This is a genomic window from Profundibacter sp. (assembly GCF_056498605.1).
The window spans coordinates 1-21,847 of record NZ_JBSMEZ010000010.1; the positions used below are offsets into that span (position 1 = coordinate 1).

At 56.9% G+C, this 21,847-nt stretch carries 22 protein-coding genes, 1 tRNA gene and 1 pseudogene; 14 read left to right on the forward strand and 10 right to left on the reverse strand.

The annotated features are described in order from the left end of the window. The 5 genes from ACWB12_RS01200 to pdxH all read right to left on the reverse strand — a co-directional run. Positions 1 to 3,023 (reverse strand): vitamin B12-dependent ribonucleotide reductase (locus tag ACWB12_RS01200; protein WP_479528232.1); only part of this gene is annotated, 3,023 nt, incomplete at its 3' end. Between the two features lie 543 nt (positions 3,024 to 3,566). After that, positions 3,567 to 3,643, reverse strand: a tRNA-Pro gene (locus tag ACWB12_RS01205). Positions 3,644 to 3,720: 77 nt separating this feature from the next. Continuing rightward, entirely contained in the window at positions 3,721 to 4,200 is a 480-nt protein-coding gene (locus tag ACWB12_RS01210) for a DUF192 domain-containing protein (RefSeq protein WP_479528233.1), read from the reverse strand. Next, positions 4,201 to 4,728, reverse strand: coding sequence for a cold-shock protein (locus ACWB12_RS01215; protein ID WP_479528234.1), 528 nt, complete (start codon positions 4,726 to 4,728; stop codon positions 4,201 to 4,203). It lies immediately after the preceding gene. 144 nt (positions 4,729 to 4,872) lie between these two features. Continuing rightward, complete coding sequence (pdxH, locus tag ACWB12_RS01220) at positions 4,873 to 5,478, reverse strand: pyridoxamine 5'-phosphate oxidase (protein WP_479528235.1); 606 nt, start codon at positions 5,476 to 5,478, stop codon at positions 4,873 to 4,875. A 172-nt stretch (positions 5,479 to 5,650) separates the two neighbouring features. On the opposite strand from pdxH, the gene fabI reads away from it, so the two are divergent. The 7 genes from fabI to ACWB12_RS01255 all read left to right on the forward strand — a co-directional run bounded on the left by fabI (position 5,651) and on the right by ACWB12_RS01255 (position 13,130). Further along, positions 5,651 to 6,469 carry an enoyl-ACP reductase FabI gene (fabI, locus tag ACWB12_RS01225; RefSeq protein WP_479528236.1) on the forward strand — a complete coding sequence of 273 codons (819 nt, stop codon included), beginning with the start codon at positions 5,651 to 5,653 and terminating at the stop codon, positions 6,467 to 6,469. Beyond that, entirely contained in the window at positions 6,466 to 7,080 is a 615-nt protein-coding gene (locus tag ACWB12_RS01230) for a LysE family translocator (RefSeq protein ID WP_479528237.1), read from the forward strand. Before fabI ends, ACWB12_RS01230 begins: the two co-directional genes overlap by 4 nt. Before the next feature lie 18 nt (positions 7,081 to 7,098). Then, complete coding sequence (gene gpt / locus ACWB12_RS01235) at positions 7,099 to 7,605, forward strand: xanthine phosphoribosyltransferase (protein WP_479528238.1); 507 nt, start codon at positions 7,099 to 7,101, stop codon at positions 7,603 to 7,605. Between the two features lie 23 nt (positions 7,606 to 7,628). After that, positions 7,629 to 8,813 (forward strand): aminotransferase, encoded by a 1,185-nt coding sequence (locus tag ACWB12_RS01240; protein ID WP_479528239.1) that lies wholly within the window; start codon positions 7,629 to 7,631, stop codon positions 8,811 to 8,813. 149 nt (positions 8,814 to 8,962) lie between these two features. Beyond that, complete coding sequence (locus ACWB12_RS01245) at positions 8,963 to 10,813, forward strand: SurA N-terminal domain-containing protein (protein ID WP_479528240.1); 1,851 nt, start codon at positions 8,963 to 8,965, stop codon at positions 10,811 to 10,813. Positions 10,814 to 10,838: 25 nt separating this feature from the next. After that, a complete protein-coding gene (gene trpE, locus ACWB12_RS01250) occupies positions 10,839 to 12,347 on the forward strand; it encodes an anthranilate synthase component I (RefSeq protein WP_479528241.1) in 1,509 nt (502 codons plus the stop codon). Positions 12,348 to 12,374: 27 nt separating this feature from the next. After that, on the forward strand, positions 12,375 to 13,130 hold the full coding sequence (locus tag ACWB12_RS01255; RefSeq protein WP_479528242.1) for a hypothetical protein: 756 nt from the start codon (positions 12,375 to 12,377) through the stop codon (positions 13,128 to 13,130). Here ACWB12_RS01255 and ACWB12_RS01260 read toward each other — a convergent pair. From ACWB12_RS01260 to ACWB12_RS01270, 3 genes are read right to left on the reverse strand one after another with little or no spacing between them, the layout of a single operon-like run. Further along, the gene (locus tag ACWB12_RS01260) at positions 13,121 to 13,324 is read right to left on the reverse strand and encodes a hypothetical protein (protein WP_479528243.1); all 204 of its coding nucleotides are present in this window, start codon (positions 13,322 to 13,324) and stop codon (positions 13,121 to 13,123) included. The genes ACWB12_RS01255 and ACWB12_RS01260 overlap by 10 nt on opposite strands. Positions 13,325 to 13,362: 38 nt before the next feature. Continuing rightward, entirely contained in the window at positions 13,363 to 13,863 is a 501-nt protein-coding gene (locus ACWB12_RS01265; protein ID WP_479528244.1) for a type 1 glutamine amidotransferase domain-containing protein, read from the reverse strand. Next, the gene (locus ACWB12_RS01270) at positions 13,863 to 15,449 is read right to left on the reverse strand and encodes a divergent polysaccharide deacetylase family protein (protein WP_479528245.1); all 1,587 of its coding nucleotides are present in this window, start codon (positions 15,447 to 15,449) and stop codon (positions 13,863 to 13,865) included. Before ACWB12_RS01270 ends, ACWB12_RS01265 begins: the two co-directional genes overlap by 1 nt. Before the next feature lie 136 nt (positions 15,450 to 15,585). Between ACWB12_RS01270 and ACWB12_RS01275 the strand changes: the two genes are divergently transcribed. The 3 genes from ACWB12_RS01275 to ACWB12_RS01285 are packed head-to-tail and all read left to right on the forward strand — an operon-like array spanning position 15,586 to position 17,921. Then, positions 15,586 to 16,179, forward strand: a complete 594-nt coding sequence (locus ACWB12_RS01275) for an anthranilate synthase component II (RefSeq protein WP_479528246.1) — start codon at positions 15,586 to 15,588, stop codon at positions 16,177 to 16,179. Further along, on the forward strand, positions 16,176 to 17,192 hold the full coding sequence (gene trpD, locus ACWB12_RS01280) for an anthranilate phosphoribosyltransferase (RefSeq protein WP_479528247.1): 1,017 nt from the start codon (positions 16,176 to 16,178) through the stop codon (positions 17,190 to 17,192). Before ACWB12_RS01275 ends, trpD begins: the two co-directional genes overlap by 4 nt. 12 nt (positions 17,193 to 17,204) lie before the next feature. Continuing rightward, positions 17,205 to 17,921: a DUF3592 domain-containing protein gene (locus ACWB12_RS01285; RefSeq protein ID WP_479528248.1), complete on the forward strand. Its 717-nt coding sequence runs from the start codon at positions 17,205 to 17,207 to the stop codon at positions 17,919 to 17,921. Here the strand turns inward: ACWB12_RS01285 and ACWB12_RS01290 are convergent. Both ACWB12_RS01290 and ACWB12_RS01295 read right to left on the reverse strand, forming a co-directional pair. Continuing rightward, positions 17,918 to 18,367, reverse strand: coding sequence for a SecDF P1 head subdomain-containing protein (locus ACWB12_RS01290; RefSeq protein WP_479528249.1), 450 nt, complete (start codon positions 18,365 to 18,367; stop codon positions 17,918 to 17,920). The two genes, ACWB12_RS01285 and ACWB12_RS01290, sit on opposite strands and share 4 nt — an antisense overlap. Then, complete coding sequence (locus tag ACWB12_RS01295) at positions 18,355 to 19,404, reverse strand: DUF2332 domain-containing protein (protein WP_479528250.1); 1,050 nt, start codon at positions 19,402 to 19,404, stop codon at positions 18,355 to 18,357. The genes ACWB12_RS01290 and ACWB12_RS01295 overlap by 13 nt, the downstream gene beginning before the upstream one ends. A 103-nt stretch (positions 19,405 to 19,507) precedes the next feature. On the opposite strand from ACWB12_RS01295, the gene trpC reads away from it, so the two are divergent. The 4 genes and pseudogenes from trpC to ACWB12_RS01315 all read left to right on the forward strand — a co-directional run. Next, positions 19,508 to 20,317 carry an indole-3-glycerol phosphate synthase TrpC gene (trpC, locus tag ACWB12_RS01300; RefSeq protein ID WP_479528251.1) on the forward strand — a complete coding sequence of 270 codons (810 nt, stop codon included), beginning with the start codon at positions 19,508 to 19,510 and terminating at the stop codon, positions 20,315 to 20,317. Next, a complete protein-coding gene (gene moaC / locus ACWB12_RS01305; protein ID WP_479528252.1) occupies positions 20,318 to 20,794 on the forward strand; it encodes a cyclic pyranopterin monophosphate synthase MoaC in 477 nt (158 codons plus the stop codon). After that, positions 20,795 to 21,694: a GIY-YIG nuclease family protein gene (locus ACWB12_RS01310; protein ID WP_479528253.1), complete on the forward strand. Its 900-nt coding sequence runs from the start codon at positions 20,795 to 20,797 to the stop codon at positions 21,692 to 21,694. Next, positions 21,695 to 21,847, forward strand: a pseudogene (locus ACWB12_RS01315) (molybdopterin molybdenumtransferase MoeA); the annotation flags it as partial.

The following is a 21,847-nucleotide window of genomic DNA, read 5'->3' on the forward strand; positions in this document are numbered from 1 at the left end:
TTGTGCATGTCGATGAAAATTTCGCCCAACTCACCGTGTTCATATTCACCGGTGCGCAAATATACTTTGTGCCCACCGACATTGGCCTTTTGGGTATAGCCCTTGCGCCGGCCGGGAAGTTTTTCACGATGGCTTTTGTGAACTTCCTTGATCACCACTTTTTCGATGATCTTTTCGGCCAGAACAGCCGCTTTTTCCTGCTGGCTGCCTGTGGCGAGGATTTCTTCAGCCTCGTCATCATCTTCAACCAAGGCCGCGGCCAATGGTTGGCTCAGTTTCGAGCCGTCCCGATAGAGCGCATTGGCCTTCACACCTAAGGACCAGCTTAGCTCGTACGCTTTTTGGCAATCCTCGATGGTGGCGTCGTTGGCCATGTTGATGGTTTTACTAATCGCCCCCGAGATAAACGACTGTGCTGCGGCCATCATATAGATGTGGCTGTCAACCGACAGATAACGCTTACCTTTTTTGCCGCAAGCGTTGGCACAATCAAAGATACCGTAGTGTTTTTCATCCAGATGCGGCGCACCCTCCAGCGTCATGGTGCCACAAACGTGGTCATTGGCCGCGTTAATATCAGCGCGGGAATAGCCAAGGTGACGCAACAGATCAAACGACGGATCGTTCATCTTTTCCACAGGGATACCCAGCGTCTTAGCGCAGAAATCTTCGCCCAGCGTCCACTGGTTGAACACGAACCGGATATCAAAGGCCGATGGCAATGCTGCCTCGATCTTGTCCAGTTCGGCCTGACCAAATCCATGCCCGATCAGCGAGGTGTGGTTGATCCCCGGCGCGTTGCCGATGGTGCCGTGGCCCACAGCGTAGGAAACGATTTCCTCGATCTGCGCCGACCCATAGCCCTGCTTTTCCAGTGCGGCGGGAACCGACCGGTTGATGATCTTGAAATACCCGCCACCGGCCAGTTTCTTGAACTTTACCAGCGCGAAATCTGGCTCGATCCCTGTGGTGTCGCAATCCATCACCAGTCCAATGGTGCCGGTCGGGGCAATCACCGACACTTGCGCGTTACGGTAGCCGTGCTTTTTGCCCAAGGCCAATGCCTCGTCCCACGCGGTTTTGGCCAGTGCGACCAGATTTTGATCAGGGCAATTGGCGTGATCCAACGGAACCGGATTAACGTCCAGCGCCTCGTATCCATCGGATTTTCCATAGGCCGCATTGCGGTGGTTGCGGATCACCCGCAGCATGTGGTCGGCGTTGCGTGCGTAGCCATCAAACGTGCCCAGCTCACCCGCCATTTCAGCGGATGTCGCGTAAGAAACACCTGTCAAAATCGCAGTCAGGGCAGCGCATAACGCGCGCCCCTCATCAGAGTCATAGGAGAAGCCCATGTTCATCAGCAAACCGCCGATATTGGCGTATCCCAGCCCCAAGGTGCGAAAATCATAGGACAATTGTGCGATTTCTTTGGACGGGAACTGCGCCATCGTCACCGAAATTTCCAGCGTCACTGTCCACAGGCGGGTGGCGTGGATGTAATCCTCGGCTTGAAACTCGCCATCCTTCAGGAAGGTCAGCAGGTTCATCGAGGCAAGATTACAGGCTGTATCATCAAGGAACATATATTCCGAACACGGGTTAGAGCCACGAATGGCGCCATCTTCGGGGCATGTGTGCCACGCGTTAACCGTATCGTGATACTGGATGCCCGGATCGGCACAGGACCATGCGGCGTGGCCGACTTGTTCCCACAGATCGCGGGCCTTGATGGTTTTGGCAACTTTGCCATCGGTGCGGTTGATCAGATCCCAGTCAGCGTCATCCTTGACAGCTTGAAGGAACGCATCGGTCACGCGGATCGAGTTGTTAGAATTTTGACCGGAAACCGAGCTATATGCCTCAGAATCCCAATCCGTATCGTAGGTCGGGAATTCGATGCTGGAATAGCCCTGCTTGGCATAATCCAGCACACGTTTAACGTAAGTCTGCGGAATCGCCATTTTTTTCGAGGTCCGGACCGCCGCTTTCAGCGTTTCGTTCACCTTTGGATCAATCGCGTCATCAAGGCTGCCATCCCAGGCTTTGATTGCTGCAAAAATCTCGTTCAGGCATTTTTCGTGGATTTTTGAGCCAGCAACGATGGACGCAACCTTTTGCTCCTCGATAACTTTCCAGTTGATGAACTGCTCAACATCAGGGTGGTCCGCATCACAAATCACCATCTTGGCGGCGCGCCGTGTAGTGCCGCCCGATTTGATCGCGCCAGCCGCCCGATCACCAATGCGCAAGAACCCCATCAGGCCCGACGAATTGCCGCCACCTGACAGGGATTCACCGGCAGCACGCAGGGAGGAGAAGTTCGTGCCAGTGCCGGAACCGTATTTGAACAGACGCGCCTCGCGTACCCAAAGGTCCATGATGCCGCCCTCGCCCACCAGATCATCCGCCACCGACTGGATGAAACAGGCGTGGGGCTGTGGGTGCTCGTAAGAGGATTTGGATTTGGTCAGCTTGCCGGTCTTGTAATCGACATAGTGGTGGCCCTGTGCGGGGCCATCAATGCCATATGCCCAGTGAATGCCGGTGTTAAACCACTGCGGGCTGTTGGGTGCCGCGCGTTGGGATGCCAACATGTGGCGCATTTCATCGTAATAGGCGCGGGCATCGGATTCTTTGGTGAAATAGCCACCCTTCCAGCCCCAGTATGCCCATGTGCCTGCCAGACGGTCAAAAACCTGCTTGGCGGAATGCTCGCCGCCGACGCGGTCTTGCTCGGGCAATTTCGCCAATGCGGCCTCATCGGGAACCGAGCGCCACAAAAATTCCGGCACACCCTTTTCTTTGACCTTCTTCAGGCATGCTGGCACGCCTGCCTTGCGGAAATACTTCTGCGCAATCACATCCGAGGCAACTTGGCTCCAGGCTGCTGGCACAACGCATTCGTCCAGACGGAAAACGATCGTGCCGTCAGGGTTGCGGATTTCAGAAGATGTCGTGGTGAATTCGAGATCAGAATATGCGTCCTGACCGGATTTGGTGAACTTGCGCTCTATTTTCATTTTTTTGTCTGCCCCGTATGCGCCATTTTCGGCGCGTCACAATTTAGCGGCGTTAACCCTCAAAACGGGGCTTTTACGCCAGACTCGTGCTGACCAATGGGCAAAAAAGTGTCTTCGCCAATGGGTAATACACACCCATTATTTTGCCACATACAAGTGATGGCTAGAAAACCGTTATGTCCCTTTTCGACCCGCCACTACTAAATCTAGTGGTCTCGTTGACCAGCTTCCACAATGTGTCGTAGTTACCCCTACTGCGTCAACTTTTATATTTTACTTTTTTAGCGTTTTTTTCGTTGACCGGACAAATGCAATCTGTGCGAAGGGCGGCGCAAATGATTCACATTGCATGGCATCAGGACCGCTGCCAATCTGCCGTCCCGATATCACAATCAAAATTTATTGTTTGTCTCGGCTCACTTGCCAAAAATTGCTCAGATTTAACATGAGGTGGCAACACCGCATCACATGCTGAGTCGCATCTGTTTGGTTTGCGAATTCACAAGCAACCGAAAGGATCAGAAAATATTTTGGGAAGGTAGATGGTCGGGACGGCAAGATTCGAACTTGCGACCTACGGTACCCAAAACCGTCGCGCTACCAGGCTGCGCTACGCCCCGAACTGACGCCTCTTTATATAGGCTGACGAGCAATGGAAACCCCTAGAATGCCCTGTTTTCCGACTCTTGTGAAAAAACTACTTAGGTTCGCAGGGCCAGACGGCAATCGACGAATCAAATGCGGGGTGGCGCAACTCGCTTCCGACAGTAATGCCCAGCCCGCGCGCCATGCCGCCATTGATTTCAAGAATCATCAAAACGCCTTCGCCACCATCAATCGGGGTTTCATCCAGCGGTATCGCATTTTCGGCAATCCGCAGAACACGGCCTTCGGAATCCAGAAAAATCATATCCAGCGGGATCAGGGTGTTTTTCATCCAGAACCGCGCACGACGGGGTGTTTCGTAAATAAACAACATCCCAGCACTGGCTGGCAGGCTTTCACGGAACATCAGCCCCTTGGCTTGTTCCTGCACGTCATCCGCAATTTCGACATTGAAATGTGCCTGCCCCCAGTCGCCGCGCAGATCAACACCGGTTTGGGTGCATTGCGCGGCATGCGCGCCCCCTGCCCCCAGCACGAGCGCCAAGACACCAGATATAAACCGTAACCTCATTTAATCATCCTCGAATGAAGCATCCCACGGCAAGACATGCGTGGCCATGCTGCCGCGCTCCCCCTCGCTAACACGAATACAGATCGCTTCGCCCGGCTGTAAATCGGCCAGGCCCGAGCGGCGCAGCACCTCGACATGGATAAACACATCGGCATTGGAGCCAAACACGTTGGCAAAACCGAATCCCTTGGCCTTGTCGAACCATTTTACCCGCGCTGGTTCCAGATCACCTGCGTCCAGATCATCAATCAGCTCGAAACCGCCATCGTCCTGCCCTTCAGCCCCAGTGGCGGGTTCAATGCTTAGAATTTCGGTGGTCTGGATGCCGCGATCAGTCTCTTGCACCAGTATTTCAATGCGCACCTGATCCGCAACCGAGCTTTGACCAAAATTGCGCAGCACATTTGCGTGCAGTAAAATATCGGGGCCGCCATTATCGGCCACCACAAATCCAAACCCCTTGGACGGGTCAAACCATTTTACATGGCCCGTTATGACGGTTTGTTCGTTTTCGTTTTCGTCGTTCATTTTGCTACGCTCTTTGGTCGTATTGTCCTATATAATCCAAAATGGCCTGCTTTACCTTTACGTCAACTGTGTTGCGGCTATTTGCTCATCCTTGCAAGCTAAAAAAAGCAACTTGCACGAGAACCGAAAGCCGCGGCTTTGGTATTAAGGGTTTAGACGCTGGATTCTCCAGCTGTCAGTTGTTGTTTTTCTGCTCCAACGGAACCGGTCATGTAACCGGAATGCCCCGTCAGCCCAGAATTCTATTTCAACGGGGGTTATCCTGTATCCCCCCCAAAAGTCGGGCCGCGACGGGTTTGTGCCCTGTCTGGCCGTGACCTTGGCAACTTCGGCCACCAGTGCTGTTCGTGATTTCAGCGGGCGCGATTGCTTTGACGCCCACGCCCCTAGACGGCTTTGTAAGGACCGAGAGGCAAAATAGGCATCCGCTTGCGCCCCGTCAACCTTCTCGACCGTCCCGCGCACCCTGATCTGGCGGCGCAAGGATTTCCAGTGCATCACAAAAGCCGCTTTGCCACCAACACCGATTTCATCGGCCTTGGCACTTTCAAAGTTGGTGTAGAAAACAAACCCTTCAGGTTCGATCTCATTTAACAGCACCATACGCACATTCGGCATGCCATCGGCGTCGACCGTCGCCAACGCAATGGCATTCGGATCATTCACCTCGACCGATTCAGCCTCGCCCAGCCAGTGCCGCGCAAGTTTGAAGGGGTCGTCGCCCGAAAATATGCCAGTTTGCTTCGTCATGCCGGTTCGCTTCGTCATAATGTCCATTCAATCACGTTGATTGGCATATGCTCTGCTTCTAGGCAACGCAACCTATCCCTAACGTTAGGTTTAGACCGATCCCCAGACTTGATGCTATACACGCAATCGCCTAAAGGTTGGGTTCATATAATAAAATGGCGGGGGGCGCAGAATGTCAACAGGATTGCTACAGGGAAAACGCGGGCTGATCATGGGGTTAGCCAATGACAAGTCAATCGCATGGGGCATTGCCAAGGCTTGTGCAGATGCCGGTGCGGAACTGGCGTTCTCTTATATGGGGGACGCGTTCAAAAAACGGGTGGAGCCATTGGCGGCCTCGTTGGGCACCACGGTGTTGTTTGATTGCGATGCGTCGGATGCGGCGTCGCTGGACGCGATGTTTGCCTCATTGGAAGAACAGTGGGGCACATTGGACTTTGTCGTCCATGCCATTGGTTTTTCAGACAAATCCGAATTACGCGGGCGTTACGTTGACACCTCGGCTGAAAATTTCCGCATGACGATGGATGTGTCGGTCTACACCTTCACTGCGATGACCCAGCGCGCAATCAAGATGATGCCGGATGGCGGATCAATTCTTACGCTGACCTATTACGGGGCCGAACAGGTGATGCCGCATTATAATGTCATGGGGGTCGCCAAGGCCGCCCTTGAGGCGTCGGTCAAATATCTGGCCGAGGATCTGGGCAAGGATAACATTCGTGTTAACGCCATTTCGGCAGGGCCAATCAAGACGCTGGCCGCTTCGGGCATTGGCGATTTTCGCTATATTCTGAAATGGAACGAACTAAATTCGCCGCTGCGCCGCAATGTGACGCAAGACGAGGTCGGCAAATCGGCGCTGTATCTGCTGAGCGATCTGGGGTCCGGCGTCACCGGCGAAAACCTGCATGTGGATGCAGGGTATCATGTGGTGGGAATGAAGGCCGTGGATGCGCCCGATATTGATGTGGTTACGGGACGCAAATGAGTTTAAGCGCCTTTATCGCCGTTGCCCTGCTGCACCTGATGGCCGCCATCAGCCCCGGCCCGTCCGTCCTGATGGCCGCGCGCATTGGCGTGACCGAAGGGTTTCGCTCTGGCGTTGCTGTGGCTGTGGGCATTGGCGTGGGTGGCGTGTTCTGGGCCTGTGCGGCGCTGTTCGGATTGGCGCTGCTGTTTGAATATGCGCCGATGTTGCTGACCGCGCTTAAAATCGCGGGCGGCGCGTTTTTGCTGTTCATGGCCTACAAACTGTGGAAATCCGCAGATAAACCACTGGCCCAAACCCGCGATGATACCCCGCCCCGCAGCCTGACCAGCGCATTCATGCTGGGGCTGGTCACACAGGTTTCCAACCCCAAACCCGCCATTCTGTTTGCCGCGATTTTTATTGGCACTGTGCCCGCAACCGCCGGATGGGGCACCTACGCCGCCCTGCTGGGCGTTGTGTTCTTTAACGAAACCTTATGGAACACGCTTGTATCGCGCATCTTTTCGATGCAAAAAACCCGCGCGACCTATCTAAACCTGAAAGGCTGGATTGATCGGGCCTTTGGCGGGCTTCTTGGCCTGCTCGGGATCAAAATAGCAGCCACTTAACACGCAAGGACATACCCCATGAGCGACCACCGCCTTCCGCACGAAAAAGGGTTTCACATCAGCTGGGACCAGATCCACCGCGACAGCCGCGCATTAGCGTGGCGGCTGGATGGCAAGGGGCCGGACGATGGGGCATGGAAGGCGATTGTGGCGATCACCCGTGGCGGCATGGCCCCCGCAATGATCATTGCACGCGAACTGGACGTGCGCACAGTGGATACTATCAGCATCAAATCCTATGACCACCAACAGCAATCCGAGGCCAAAGTGCTGAAATCGCCAGATGCGGATATGATGGGGGATGGCACCGGCATTTTGATCATTGATGATCTGGTAGACACCGGCAAAACCCTTGATGTGGTGAAAAAGCTGTATCCGAATGCCCATATCGCCACGGTTTACGCCAAACCGATGGGCCGCCCGATGGTGAATACATTCATCACCGAGGTGTCGCAGGATACATGGATTTTCTTTCCGTGGGATATGGCGCTGCAATATGTCGAGCCCTATCGCGGTACCGATTAACGCCCCGCGCCCAAAGGATCAGTATGACCCACCCCGTTAACCCCGCCATGTCTGCGACCACCCCACCGCCTGTGATGGAGGCGCGGCGTTGGCTGGACGGGGTGACATTCAGCCCCGACAAACCGCTGATCAATGTCTCGCAGGCCGCGCCCGTTGAGGCCCCGCCAAAACCCCTGCGCGAGGCCCTTGCCGATATTGCCCTGAAAGTCCCCGAGGCCCATCTATACGGCCCCGTTCTGGGCCTGCCTGCGCTGCGATCCGAAGTGGCCAGCCAATGGTCCACAGCCTATGGCGGCCCCATCGCGGGTGCGCAGGTCGCCATCACCTCGGGCTGCAATCAGGCCTTTGCCGCCGCCATCGCAACGTTGGCCGGAAGCGGAGATGAGGTTATCCTGCCAACCCCTTGGTATTTCAACCATAACATGTGGCTGGATATGCAGGGTATTACCACCGTCGCCCTGCCCGCTGGCGCGGGTATGTTGCCTGATCCCGACCAAGCCGCCGCCCTGATCACCCCGCGCAGCCGCGCCATTGTTCTGGTCACCCCCAACAACCCGACAGGTGCCGAATACCCCGCCGATCTGCTGCGCCGCTTCTATAATCTGGCCCGCGAACACGGGCTTGCCCTGATCGTCGACGAAACCTACCGCGATTTTGACGCCCGCACTGGTGCCCCGCACGACCTGTTCACTGACCCCGACTGGGATCAGACACTGATCCAGCTCTATTCCTTTTCCAAGGCATATCGTCTGACCGGCCACCGTGTTGGCGCGATGGTGGCCAGCACACAGCGTCTGGCCGAGGTCGAGAAGTTCCTCGATACCGTTGCCATCTGTCCCAACCAGTTGGGACAGCACGCCGCCCTTTGGGGGATGCAGAACCTATCGCAATGGCTGGCGGGTGAACGTGCCGAAATTCTGGCGCGGCGAGCGGCGATCAAGGCGGGGTTCCCCACGCTTGCGGCAAACGGCTGGAAACTGCTGGGGTGCGGCGCCTATTTTGCCTATGTCGAGCATCCGTTTGATATACCCTCGGATGAACTGGCAAAACGGCTGGTGCGCGACAGCGCCATCCTGTCCTTGCCCGGCACCATGTTTGTCCCTGAAGGGGATGCATCCGGCGTGCGCCAATTGCGCATTGCCTTTGCCAATATCGACAGCACCGGCATTACCACCCTGTTCGAGCGCTTAAAAAGCGTTCGTATTTGACCATTTCCAATCCTCCGAAGTCCTCTGTTAACACCCCCTGACCCGACCCAATCCCAAACAACGCTCCAGATTGCCATATCCCGCCTCTTGCCCCTCTCCCCACAACCGCCTAAACATCGCTAAACACCAATGACACGAGGGCTATAGCCGTGAGCAGCATCAAGAAGAAAACGAGCAACTTTGTTGTCTGGATTATCCTGCTTTTGCTGGTTGTGGGTCTGGGCGGATTTGGCGTTAGCAACTTTGGCGGCGCGACCACCGCGATTGCCACTGTTGGCGATGCCGAGGTCACGATGGACGAATATAACCGTGCCCTGCGACAAGAATTACGCGGATTACAGGCCCAGACAGGCCAACCGATACCCCTGTCCCTCGCCGTGGCAAGTGGCGTTGACCAAAACGTGCGCGCCCGCCTGATCACCGGTGCCACCCTTGATAACGAGGCCACGCGCATCGGTCTGTCCGTAGGCGATGAACGGGTGGGCCGCGAATTGGTGGCGACCCCCGCCTTTCAGGGCATTGATGGAAAATTTGACCGCACCGGATACACACAAGCGCTGAACCAATCCGGTTTAAGCGAAGCCGAATACGAGGATACCATTCGCGCCGAAACCGCTCGCACCATCCTGCAAGGGGCTATTGTTAATGGGGTAGCTGCGCCCGCCGCCATGACGAATGCATTTCTGGATTTCACCCAGTCACGGCGCAATTTCACGACAATCCGGCTGGATCAGACCAACCTGCCCGAACAGGTGCCTGAACCCACGGATGAACAACTGCAAACCTATTACGATGCAAACGCTGCGGAATTCACCGAACCCGAAAAGAAAAGCCTGACCTATATCTGGGTAACGCCCGATATGATCGTGGACAGTATCGAGGTGTCCGAGGAAGACCTGCAAGAAGAATACAACAAGCGTCTAGACCAATATTCCCAACCCGAACGCCGTCTGGTTGAACGCCTGATATTCCCCAACAGTGAAGACATCACAGCTGCCAAGGCGCGGCTGGATGCGGGGGATGCCACCTTCGAGGAACTGGTAATTGAACGCGGTCTGAGCCTGCTTGATATTGATCTGGGCGATGCGACGATTGATGTGCTTGGGGACGCGGGTGCGGCGATCTTTGCCATGGACAGTCCTGGTGTGATTGGCCCGATCGACACCGATCTTGGCCCTGCGCTTTACCGGATGAACGGCATTCTGGCCGCCACTGAAACCACGTTTGAATCTATACGCACACTGTTGCAGGACGAATTGGCGCTGGACCGCGCCCGACGCCAGATCAACGCCAGCATCACCGATATTGATGACCTTTTGGCGGGTGGCGCATCTATGCAGGAAGTCGCTGACGAAACCGACTTGAAACTGGACCGGATCGATTGGGCCGAAGGTGACACCGACGGCATCGCCACCTACAGCGCCTTTCGGGATGCCGCAGCGGCGATCAACGATGGCGATTACGCCGAGGTGATAGAACTGGACGATGGCGGTATTTTTGCTGTGCAATTTGACGCGATCATTGCCCCGTCCCTAAACCCGTTAGATAAGGTGATTATTAACGTGATCGCAGGCTGGGAAGATCAGGAAATCGAGAACCGCCTGACAGCGCTGGCCGATGGCCTACTAGAGCGGCTAAATCAAGGCGATGACATCGCCACTCTGGGCTATGAAGTCACACCCCACACCGAAATCCTGCGCAATTCAAACGTTGAGGGCACACCAGTTGGTCTGGTCCAGACCGTCTTTACAATGGACAAGGGTATGAGCCGAACCATTGATGGCAACGGCGTCGTGTTTGTGGTTCGGCTGGATGATATCCTGCCACCGGATGCGAACAATCCCGATCTGGCCGATATAAAAACCCAGATCGAGGCGGCCATTTCACAAGACCTTTCCAATGACATCTTTGCCGCCTTTAACGGGGCGCTACAAAGCCAGACAAACGTCTATGTCAACAGCGCGGCGGTGAATGCGGTGCATTCCCAGTTCCCGCAATAATCCCGAATAACGCAAAGGCATAAACGTGGCACTTACCCCAATCTTTGACGCGTTTGAAACCGGTTTTGACGCGGGCCAGAACCAGCTGGTTTATACCCGTTTGGCCGCTGATCTGGACACTCCTGTTTCGCTGATGCTGAAACTGTCAGAGGCCCGCACCGACAGCTTTATACTGGAATCGGTCACCGGCGGCGAAGTGCGCGGGCGCTATTCGATCATCGGCGCGAAACCCGATCTGATTTGGCAATGTCATGGCGAGGTCAGCCGGATAAACCGCATGGCCCGCATTGACCGTGACACGTATCAAAACCAATCCGGCGCACCACTGGACAACCTGCGTGCCCTGATTGCCGAAAGCCGCATTGATATGCCGGACGACCTGCCGCCTGCCTCGGCTGGGCTGTTTGGCTATCTGGGCTATGACATGATCCGGCTGGTTGAACATTTGCCTGATGTTAACCCCGACCCGCTGGGCCTGCCTGATGCGGTGATGATGCGCCCCTCGGTGGTGGTGGTGGTGGACGGGGTCAAGGGCGAGGTGATCGTGGTTGCCCCCGCGTGGGCCTCCTCTGGCCTGTCCGCCAAAGCCGCCTATGCCCAAGCCGCTGAACGCGTGATGGACGCGGTCCGTGATCTGGAACGCCAGACGCCCGATGCGGCGCGTGATCTTGGCGATGCAACCGAGGCCGGTCCACAGTCGTGCAACTTTACCCACGAGGGCTATAAAGCCGCGGTCGAGACCGCCAAAGATTACATCCGCGCCGGTGACATCTTTCAGGTGGTGCCCTCGCAGCGCTGGTCGCAGGATTTCACCCTGCCGCCGTTTTCATTGTACCGCTCCTTGCGCCGCACCAACCCGTCACCGTTTATGTTCTACTTCAATTTTGGCGGCTTTCAGGTGATCGGCGCCAGTCCCGAAATTCTGGTGCGGGTGTTTGGCCGCGAAATCACCATCCGCCCGATCGCAGGCACCCGCCCGCGCGGTGCCACACCGGAAGAAGACCGCGCCTTGGAAGCGGACCTTCTGAGCGACAAAAAAGAGCTGGCCGAGCACCTAATGCTGCTTGATCTGGGCCGCAACGATGTGGGCCGCGTCGCCAAAATCGGCACCGTGCGCCCGACCGAGGAATTCAATGTCGAACTATATAGCCACGTGATGCATATCGTTTCCAACGTCGTCGGTGAATTGGCGGATGATCAAGACGCGCTATCGGCGTTTTTCGCAGGCATGCCCGCTGGCACGGTTTCCGGTGCGCCCAAGGTGCGGGCAATGGAAATTATTGATGAGCTGGAGCCGGAAAAGCGCGGCGTTTATGGCGGCGGCTGTGGCTATTTCGCGGCCAACGGCGACATGGACATGTGCATCGCGCTGCGCACCGCGGTGGTGAAGGACGAAAAACTGTATATTCAGGCCGGTGGCGGCGTGGTATACGACAGTGACCCCGAGGCTGAGTATCAGGAAACCGTCAACAAAGCCAAAGCCATTCGCAAGGCGGCAGAGGATGCCGGGTTGTTTGTGCGGGGGCGGAATTAGGCGGATTCCATTCGAGGGGCATGAGGAATGAAAGCCACAACTTGGATTGTCATCTCAATCATTTCAGTAATGTTGCTAAACATTATCTGGACACCCGATCCCGACTGGCCAGACGCAGAATTCCTCGCAACAGACGCCTATTTCTTGGTTGGTGGAGAACAAATTACTTTACCATTTGTTGCCATTGAAAGAATTTCTATGCCGCTTGGCATTGCAAACCCAGTCCCTCGTTTTCGTAACGATGCTAGAAGTTTTGAAACAAACAAATATAAGACAACATTTTTGGGACTAGCATCAAATTCTGAGCTTCCGATGCAAGTCGCTACTCTTCGTGTTTTTTACGGAGTATATCAATCTTATGGTGAGCATTCGGGTTCTAGCCCTATTTGTGGTCTCCTAACGCGGGAATGGGCCAGACAGATTTGCAAAAATGAACGCCCCGGAATACTGCAATATATTCCTCGACATTTTTATTTGGTTGACCGTAAAAGCATGCCATCAATTCTGATGCGGTTCTTCTCCGAAGATGCCGCCGCCAAACAGGTTGCAAGACTGAAACTGGATATCGGCAGTCCCGAAGTGATTTGCGGGTCAGAGGTGAAATTCTGTTCAGCAGTTGTCGCGGTTACAAATGAGCTATTGGTCGTTTGGTCAGTATGGGACTCACGCACACAGCCAGAAACAGTAATCGAGATGGGGAACAGGCAAGGGGCAGCATTGTTTCAACTTGTCTTAAACGGGTTTGGCAAGACCGAAAAAATTGAAAGCTTCCTTCAAGACTGATTGCCCACCATCCCTAAAAACTCGGTTGAAAACCGGTACACATCCCCCGGCCAACGCGCCGACAGGTAATTCCCGTCCCGCACGGTAAACCCGCGACCCAGATGCTCCATATTATCGCGTAACACTGGCGTTGGACCCTCGGTGAAATCTTCAGCCGAGGCCAGCGCCGCCGTCACCTCGTCCTGCACCGTCACTGGATAGGTCAGGTAATAATCGCCCAGTTTGTGCCGCGTCAGTTGATACGCCAGCCGTTCCTGCCGCCGGTTTTGCGTCCGTGCAGCACCGAGCGCCCCGTGTCAGGGTCAATCGCGCGGCACGCCGCCACAACCCCGTGGCAGATCGCGCCAACGGGTTTGCCCGCCGCAAAGAACGCGGCAATCGCCCGTTGCAGCACTTCGCTTTCCAGATAGGGGATAACGCCCTTGGAATGGCCGCCGGGCAAGACCAGCGCGTCGAAATCTTTGACCCTGATATCATCGTAGCCAATCGGGTTTTGAAACGCCGCGTCGCCCAACATCGCGCTATATGCTTCACGGGCGGGTTTTTGGGCAATCAGCACAGGTTTCAGAATGCCGAACCCGTTGCCATCCAGCATCCGCGCATCCGCCGTGCCCGCCGTGCCTGTATCCGTAGCAAACCGCACCTGTTGCCCCGCGCCCGCCAGCACTTGCCACGGCACCGCCACTTCGGTCGGGTCAAAATCCGTGGTGCTGGTGGCGATCAGAATGGCCATTACTGCGCCATTAAAACCACCGACACAGGGGCCATCGCCACGCTTGCCGCACGATCCTCAAGCGCCCACAGCACCAATGCCTCGATGGTATCGGGGCGTGTGTGGCCCAGCATGATCACGCTGCCCTCTTGGGCTGCGCGAAACGCCGCGCGGTCCAGATAGCGGCGGATCACCGGGGGTTTTTCACCATCCGAATCCAGCTCGCGAAAGATCAGCGCCGCGGGCACGCCTTCGCGCATCGCCGCCTTTTGCGCCGAATTTAACCCTTTGCTGGGGGTGATCAGGCCAAAGCCGCGATCCGACAGGATGCCGGCAATCTGGGTCGCGGTCGAGGGGCCACGCAGGAACCCGTTCGCACCTTGGTCCAGCACCGCAACCGCTTCGGGGATGGCGCGGGAATAGGCATCAAATGCCACTTCAATATCCGTTGCTTGTGCGCCAAACGGCAGGTTGGTCAGCATCAACACCTCGAACCCCGCCGCACGATACCGCGCCGCAACCTCATGAGCATCATCACGCACCGCATCAATGGCAAAGCTGAGCGCGAACGGCAGGCGTGTAAGGATTTCATCCGAAACGGGGGTTTCTGGATCATCAATCAGAATCACCGACATCACCGGCTTGGCGTCAGGGTTTTCAAACGTCGCGGCATAGGTAATTAACGCGCCCTGATCAGCGGTGTCTGCCTGTTGCTCAGCGGCTTGGGTCTCGTCCTCGGTGGATGCTGCATCCCCGCCAATGGTTGGCAAACGGTTTGTCTGCACATTCGGGGCCAAATTCTGGATTTGCGGCACAGGGACGCGGGCTGCATCGGGCACGACTTCAGGTGCTGTTTCTGGTTCAGGTGCCGTCTCCGGTGTTGCGGGGGCGGCAGGTGTGTCTGGCACGGGCGCTTGCTCAACCGCTGGCGCATCCGGTGTTTGTGGTTCCGGCAGGGCTGCCACTTCGACATCAGGCGCGGGGGCCTCGGCACCCTGCCCCTCGTCAGATGTTGGCTCTTTTGGTGCAACCGGTGACTCTTGCATCGCAGGGGCCGTCATCGCATTGGCCTGCCCTTCTGTTTCGGGCTGTATTTCCGTTTGTGGCGCTTTTGGTAAGGCCGGATTATCGGCAGGCGTAACTGCTGCCTCTTCAATCGCCATCACGGCAGGCTCAGACCCCTCATCCGGTGCAACATCAGACGCATCCGTTTGGGGTGTCATAACGCTGGGCGCTTCTGTTGAGGCGGCATCCATTGCCGCAGGCGCGTCATCCGCGTCACTGGCCACGGGTGCGGTTGGCGCTGCGGTCGTGACATCCGCTGTATCCGGTTTTGGCACAGCCGTTTCATCAACCGGCGTTGTCTGTTCGGCCTCGCCCCCTGTCGGCGCTTCTACAACTCCGACCTCGGGTGCCGCGGCCTGCTCTTCTGGTTGGGAGGCCATATCTTGGGTTACGGCTGCATCTTGGGCGCCAGTTTCAGTCTGCACAGGCACACTCGCAACCGGCCCCCGCCCTGAATTGCTGTGAACCAGTGAGGCGGTCGCACCCGCCAGCCCAGAAACCAAAACGCCCCAGAACAAGCCTGAAATAATTCCACGTCCCACGATATGCTCCGCCTTGTTAATCCTGCTTACGCCTTTTTGTCAGGCCTTGACCCTTTGACGCCTCTGGGGGATGTATAGCCTGACAATCACGCGCAATCACCCCTAATTTGCGTAAACTGGCAATGAAAGCGGACAAATGCTCCTTCTGATCGATAATTACGACAGTTTCACCTACAATCTGGTCCATTATCTGGGCGAATTGGGGGCCGAAGTGGTGGTAAAACGCAATGACGCCTTGCAGGTGAACGAGGCAATGGCGATGGGGGCTGACGCTATTTTGCTGTCCCCCGGCCCGTGTGATCCGGCCCAAGCCGGCATTTGTCTGGAACTGACCCGCGCCGCTGCCGCTGCACATGTGCCCTTGATGGGGGTCTGTCTGGGGCATCAGGCGATCGGCGAAATGTTCGGCGGGCGCGTGGTGCGGTGCGGTGAAATTGTGCACGGCAAGATGGGCAAGATGCAGCACGATGGCACCGGCGTATTTTCTGGTCTGCCCTCGCCGTTTGACGCCACCCGCTATCATTCGCTGATCGTGGAGCGTGAAAGCCTGCCCGACTGTCTGGTTGTGAATGCTGAATTGGAAGATGGCACCATCATGGGCTTACGTCATAAGGAACTGCCGATCCACGGGGTCCAGTTCCACCCTGAATCGATTGCGTCCGAACATGGCCACAAGCTGCTGCAAAATTTTCTGGATATCGCCAAGATAAAATCAAAGGTGCCCGCATGAGCGACGCTCTCAAACCGCTGATCGACGCCGCCGCCAATGGCCCGTTGACCCGCGCGCAGGCCGAAGAGGCCTTTGGCATTCTGTTTGATGGCGAGGCAACACCCAGTCAGATTGGCGGGTTGCTGATGGCGCTGCGCACCCGTGGCGAAACCGTGGATGAATATGCCGCCGCCGCCAAAGTGATGCGCGATAAATGCAACGCGGTGGTCGCGCCTGCGGGTGCGATGGACATCGTTGGCACGGGCGGTGACGGGATGGGCACACTGAACATTTCCACCGCCACCGCCTTTGTTGTGGCCGGTGCGGGCGTTACCGTGGCCAAGCACGGCAACCGCAACCTGTCATCAAAATCCGGTGCGGCGGATGCACTGGGGCAGATGGGAATTAACGTGATGGTCGGCGCAGAAGTCGTTGAAAAGGCACTGGAAACCGTCGGTATCGCGTTCATGATGGCCCCGATGCACCACCCTGCGATTGCCCACGTCATGCCCACCCGCGCTGAACTGGGCACCCGCACGATATTCAACATCCTTGGCCCGCTGACCAACCCCGCAGGTGTCAAACGCCAGTTGACCGGCGCGTTTTCGCGTGACCTGATCCGGCCTATGGCGGAAACATTGCAGGCCCTTGGCTCAGACAAGGCGTGGCTGGTGCATGGCTCGGATGGCACGGATGAACTGTCGATCGCCGGTGTCAGCTGGGTCGCGGCGCTGGAAGATGGCAAAATCACCGAATTCGAGGTGAACCCCGAGGATGCGGGCCTACCGGTGCATCCGTTTGAGGACATCCTTGGCGGCAGCCCCGCGCATAACGGCCGTGCCTTTGGCGCGTTGCTGGAGGGCGAAAAATCGGCCTACCGCGATGCGGTTCTACTGAATTCCGCCGCCGCGCTGATGGTCGCTGATAAGGTATCCAACCTGAAAGACGGCGTTAAACTGGCGGCCACCAGCATCGACAGCGGCGCGGCACTGCAGAAAATAGTTGCATTGGCGGCACTGACCTCGCAATCATAAGGCATGATTTTAGTGAGACGGTTTTTCTGGTTTAGCCAATTATTCATACGCTGCGGCGGCTGGGTCGCCCTGATCCCGCTGGTCATCGGCATCGCCTCGACATTGGGTGCTATCACCCTGACATACAACGCCGCCCTGCTGGCCCGACACGGCGTGCCCGCCACAGCCACCGTGATTTCAAAACGCATCGCTAAGGGCAGCCAAACCACGCAGGAACGCCAGCGCCCCTCGGATACCTATTATATCACCCTGCGGTTCACCCCGCAAAATGCGGCCCAAATCAGCGCCGAACATCAGGTCCGCGACGCGTTCTACCGCATCCTGGAGGTTGGCCAGACTTTCAATATCCGGTATTTGCCCGAAAACCCCGACATCCGCGAACTCTATGAGGGCGAGCTTGCCTCTTGGTCCAGTTCCACCCAGATCGTTGGCCTCGCTTTTGCGGCGCTGGGTTTTGCCGCCAGTATCTGGTTTGCCCGCACCGCCATCCGCGCCACCCGCGCCCGTGAAAATGTCGGCATGATTATCGAAGCATATGTCACCCACCGCGCCCTGTGGCCGCCCCTGTTCAACCGGATGCAGTATCAGGTGGGCCAAGGGGACGTCGCCAAAATCCACAAGACGTTTATCCGCCCGATCTGGGCCTATCGCGGATTGAAACGCGGCGATAAAACCCGCGTGGCGATCACTGATCAAGGGCCGTATTGGGCCAAGGATTTATTCCTCTAGGGACAACCGCAGGCCATATATCCGGCCATCATCCCCCATGCATCATAACCGGAAACCACAACCGAACCGCCCATAATCGCCTCTTGGACAATCGGGGCCGCCAATACCTTGTCACACACCTGCATTTCCACGGCCTCGCCGATATGGCGGGCAGTGAATGCCCCAAATGTCTTAGCATCCTTGGTCGCAAATTTCATTATCACCATCGGCAGCCCAGCCCCGTCAAACCCGTTTTCAAAGGCGACCGGGGCATCAGGCACAAACCTGTCAGTGCCCGCAATAAACGCCGCGGGCAGGCCGCTCGCCTGCATCGGGGGCGGTAGAATGCCGGTCGAGGTCTGCTCGCCGCAACTGCCCAATATCAGCGCGAAAACCAGCGCGATGGCGCGAAAAACCTTGTTGATCACATTATCTGACACCGCATTCATCCGCGTCATCCCTTCCATTCAATTGCATGCACATGAGCACCGGCCACCGCCAGTTCCCGTATCGCGCCTCCCGGCCACAAGCGCAGTGTCAAACGCGGCCCCGCATCACTGTCTTGCTCAAACGCCAACCACGCCAATGGGGCCTCCGATGTGGCCTGCGCCCCCGCCGCCTCCATCTGCGCTACAATCCGCAGTTTTACCTCTGGTGGAAAATACTGATAGGCGATTGAATGAAACAGCACCCGCGTCACACCCGCGTCTGGTGCCGTTTCAATCTCTGCCTCGACCCAATCCGCGGCATCCATCATTGCCATCTTGGGCGGGTCACGTTGTGCAATGTCCAGGGCGGCCTTGATCCGCTCAATGCGCGCTGGTTGATCCGCCCAGATATAGGCCAATAAACGGTCCCGATGATCCGCATTTGTGATGTCCAGCGGGTTTCGATCACAGCCCATGCGCCGCTCAATCCGCGCATCGTCTGCAGGCGGTGCGGCCCCGCTCCATTCTGGCGACAAAACCACAGCCGAGGCTGTATCCCCGCGTAACTGACCCCCAAACCGGTAGGAAAACCGGTCCGCAAACAGGTTCAACCCGCCGCTTGCCCCGACCTCGTATAACGCCAGCGGCAATCCGGTTGCCACGGCAATAGAACACATGCCGGGATACAGCACCGCTGATCGCGCCACTTCGTTGGTTTGGGGCGGATAATCCAGCCACGCGCATATCTCCTCATCTGCCTCAACAACTGCCGCCATTGCCGCCCGCGTCAGCGCAGCCCCGTCCGGTAATTCATTCGGCGGATAAACCTTCGCTAGATCCGGCAACTGCCCACTACGCACCAGCGCATTCAACGCCCCCGCCAGCCGCAACGCCACCGCATCCCCCAACGCATCGGCCCGCCCCTGCCAGTCCAGCACGCGGCGACCCGTTTTTGTGCTGCGATCCAGCGCTATGCCCAGCCCCGCCACCAAACGTGCCGTTAACGGTGACCCCAACCGCTCGCACCAAACCGCCTGCTTGGCAAATGTCGCCCGAATTTCCGCCTCGCTCTGCATCACATCCTCCTGTTTTTCCCTATCATAGGAACAACCCTGCAATATCGCCACACATACGCCGTTAGCAATTGTCGCCGCGCGCCATTCAGGCTAAACAGCCCCCATGAATATATTAGACAAAATCAAAGCCTATAAGCTCGAGGATGTGGCACAGCGCAAACAGGCCGCCCCCCTCGCCGATGTCGAGGTCACCGCCAAAGCCACTGAGCCACCACGCGGATTTGCCAGTGCCCTGCTGCAAGCGGCCCATGACGGCTACGGGTTGATCGCCGAAATCAAAAAGGCCAGTCCGTCTAAGGGCTTGATCCGCGAGGATTTCGACGTGCCTGCGCTGGCACAGGCCTATAAGGACGGTGGGGCTGCCTGCCTGTCCGTATTGACCGATGCGCCCAGTTTTCAGGGCGCTGATGAATTTCTGGTCGCGGCGCATGATGCGGTCGATCTGCCAATCTTGCGCAAGGATTTCATCTATGATCCCTACCAAATCACCGAGGCCCGCGCCTTGGGCGCCGATTGCATCCTGCTGATCATGGCCACGCTTGAGGATGGCCAAGCGATTGAGCTGGAACAGGCAGCCATTGAATGGGGCATGGATGTGTTGATCGAAGTGCACGACGAGGATGAACTGGCCCGCGCCAGCAACCTGAAATCGCCACTGATCGGCATCAACAACCGTAATCTGAAAACCTTCGAGACCACGTTGGACACCACCAAGGTTCTGGCCAAACTGGTGCCCGCGGACCGCACTATCATTGCGGAATCCGGCCTTTCCACCCCCGAAGACCTCGCCGAACTGGCCCAATACGGTGCCCGCAGTTTTCTAATCGGTGAAAGCCTGATGCGTCAGGATGACGTGACCGCCGCCACCCGCGCCCTGCTTGCCAACCCGCTTATGCCCGCTGGAGGGATGTAAATGGCTGATCTGACCCACTTTGATGACAGCGGTAAGGCTCACATGGTCGATGTCTCGGACAAACCCGTGACGTCCCGCACCGCGATTGCACGTGGGCATGTGAAAATGACGCCTGAGACCTACGCGATCATGATCGACGGCTCTGCCAAAAAAGGCGACGTTCTGGGCGTGGCGCGCTTGGCGGGCATCATGGGTGCCAAACAGACCAGCAATCTGATCCCGCTGTGCCACCCGCTGCCCATAACCAAGGTCGCGCTGGACCTGACACCGGACGCATCCATCCCCGGTGTGGTAATTACCGCGACGGTGAAAACCACAGGCCAGACCGGCATCGAAATGGAAGCCCTGACGGCGGTATCCGTAGCGGGGCTGACGGTCTACGACATGCTCAAAGCGGTCGAGAAAACCATGGAAATTTCCGGCATCCGGCTGACGATGAAAGAAGGCGGCAAGTCGGGCAAGTTCGAGGCATCATAGATGGGCAAAGGACGCTCGCTAGAACTCTACTTTATTGACGGCAAACCCGACGGGATGCTGACCGCCGAGGTTTTCAACTGGACCGGCCACGTCCTGATGACCCCGCGCACCCGCATCAAGGACGCTTTAGGGCGCGGCGAGGCTGGCTATACCGGCGTCTATATCCTGCTGGGCGAGACCGAGGATGGACCGCAGGCCTATATCGGCGAGGCCGAGGATCTGGGCACCCGCCTGCGCGATCATGTGAAGGGCAAGGACTGGTGGGAGGTTGCCGTTCTGATCACCTCGACCGCCAACAACCTGCATAAGGCGCATGTGAAATATCTGGAATCGCGGCTGGTAGAACTGGCACTTGTAACCAAACGGATGCCTTTGGAAAACGGCAACGCCCCGACCCGCAGCAGCCTGTCCGAGGCGGCGACCGCCAATATGGAAGAGTTTCTGGAGACCTTGATGATGGTGCTGCCCGCCATTCAGGTGGATATGTTTGTGAATAAGGCGCAGTCTGAAAAAACAACTGAACCAACATATGAAAAAGGTAATGCTCCGACGTTCACATTGAAGTCTAAAAGGCTTGGGATTGATGCCACAGCTGAATTACTTGATGGTGAAATGGTAGTGCAAGCAGGCTCCATCATTCGTAAGGATTGGGTTGGCAAAGGCGATTGGGATATGGCCAGTCAAAGAATTCGAATTAACCTTTTGGAAACCGGCATCATAGTTCGATCAGAAAAAGACACCCGATTTATTGAAAACTTCGCATTTTCAAGCGCAAGTGCTGCTGCTAATATTGTAACTGGGCGCCCGTCAAACGGCCGAGTTGAGTGGAAACTCAAAGGCACCAACACCACATACGCCGAATGGGAAGCCGCCCAACTGGGCCAAATGGACACAGACTAAATGATCACAGTAGCCCAAGCCCTGACCGAGGTTTTCAACCTCGTCTCCCCCCTTTCCACCGAGGTCGTCCCACTGGCTAAAGCCGCTGGCCGCACCCTCGCCAAATCCGCCACAGCGATGCGCGATCAGCCGCCGTTTGCCTCCTCGGCGATG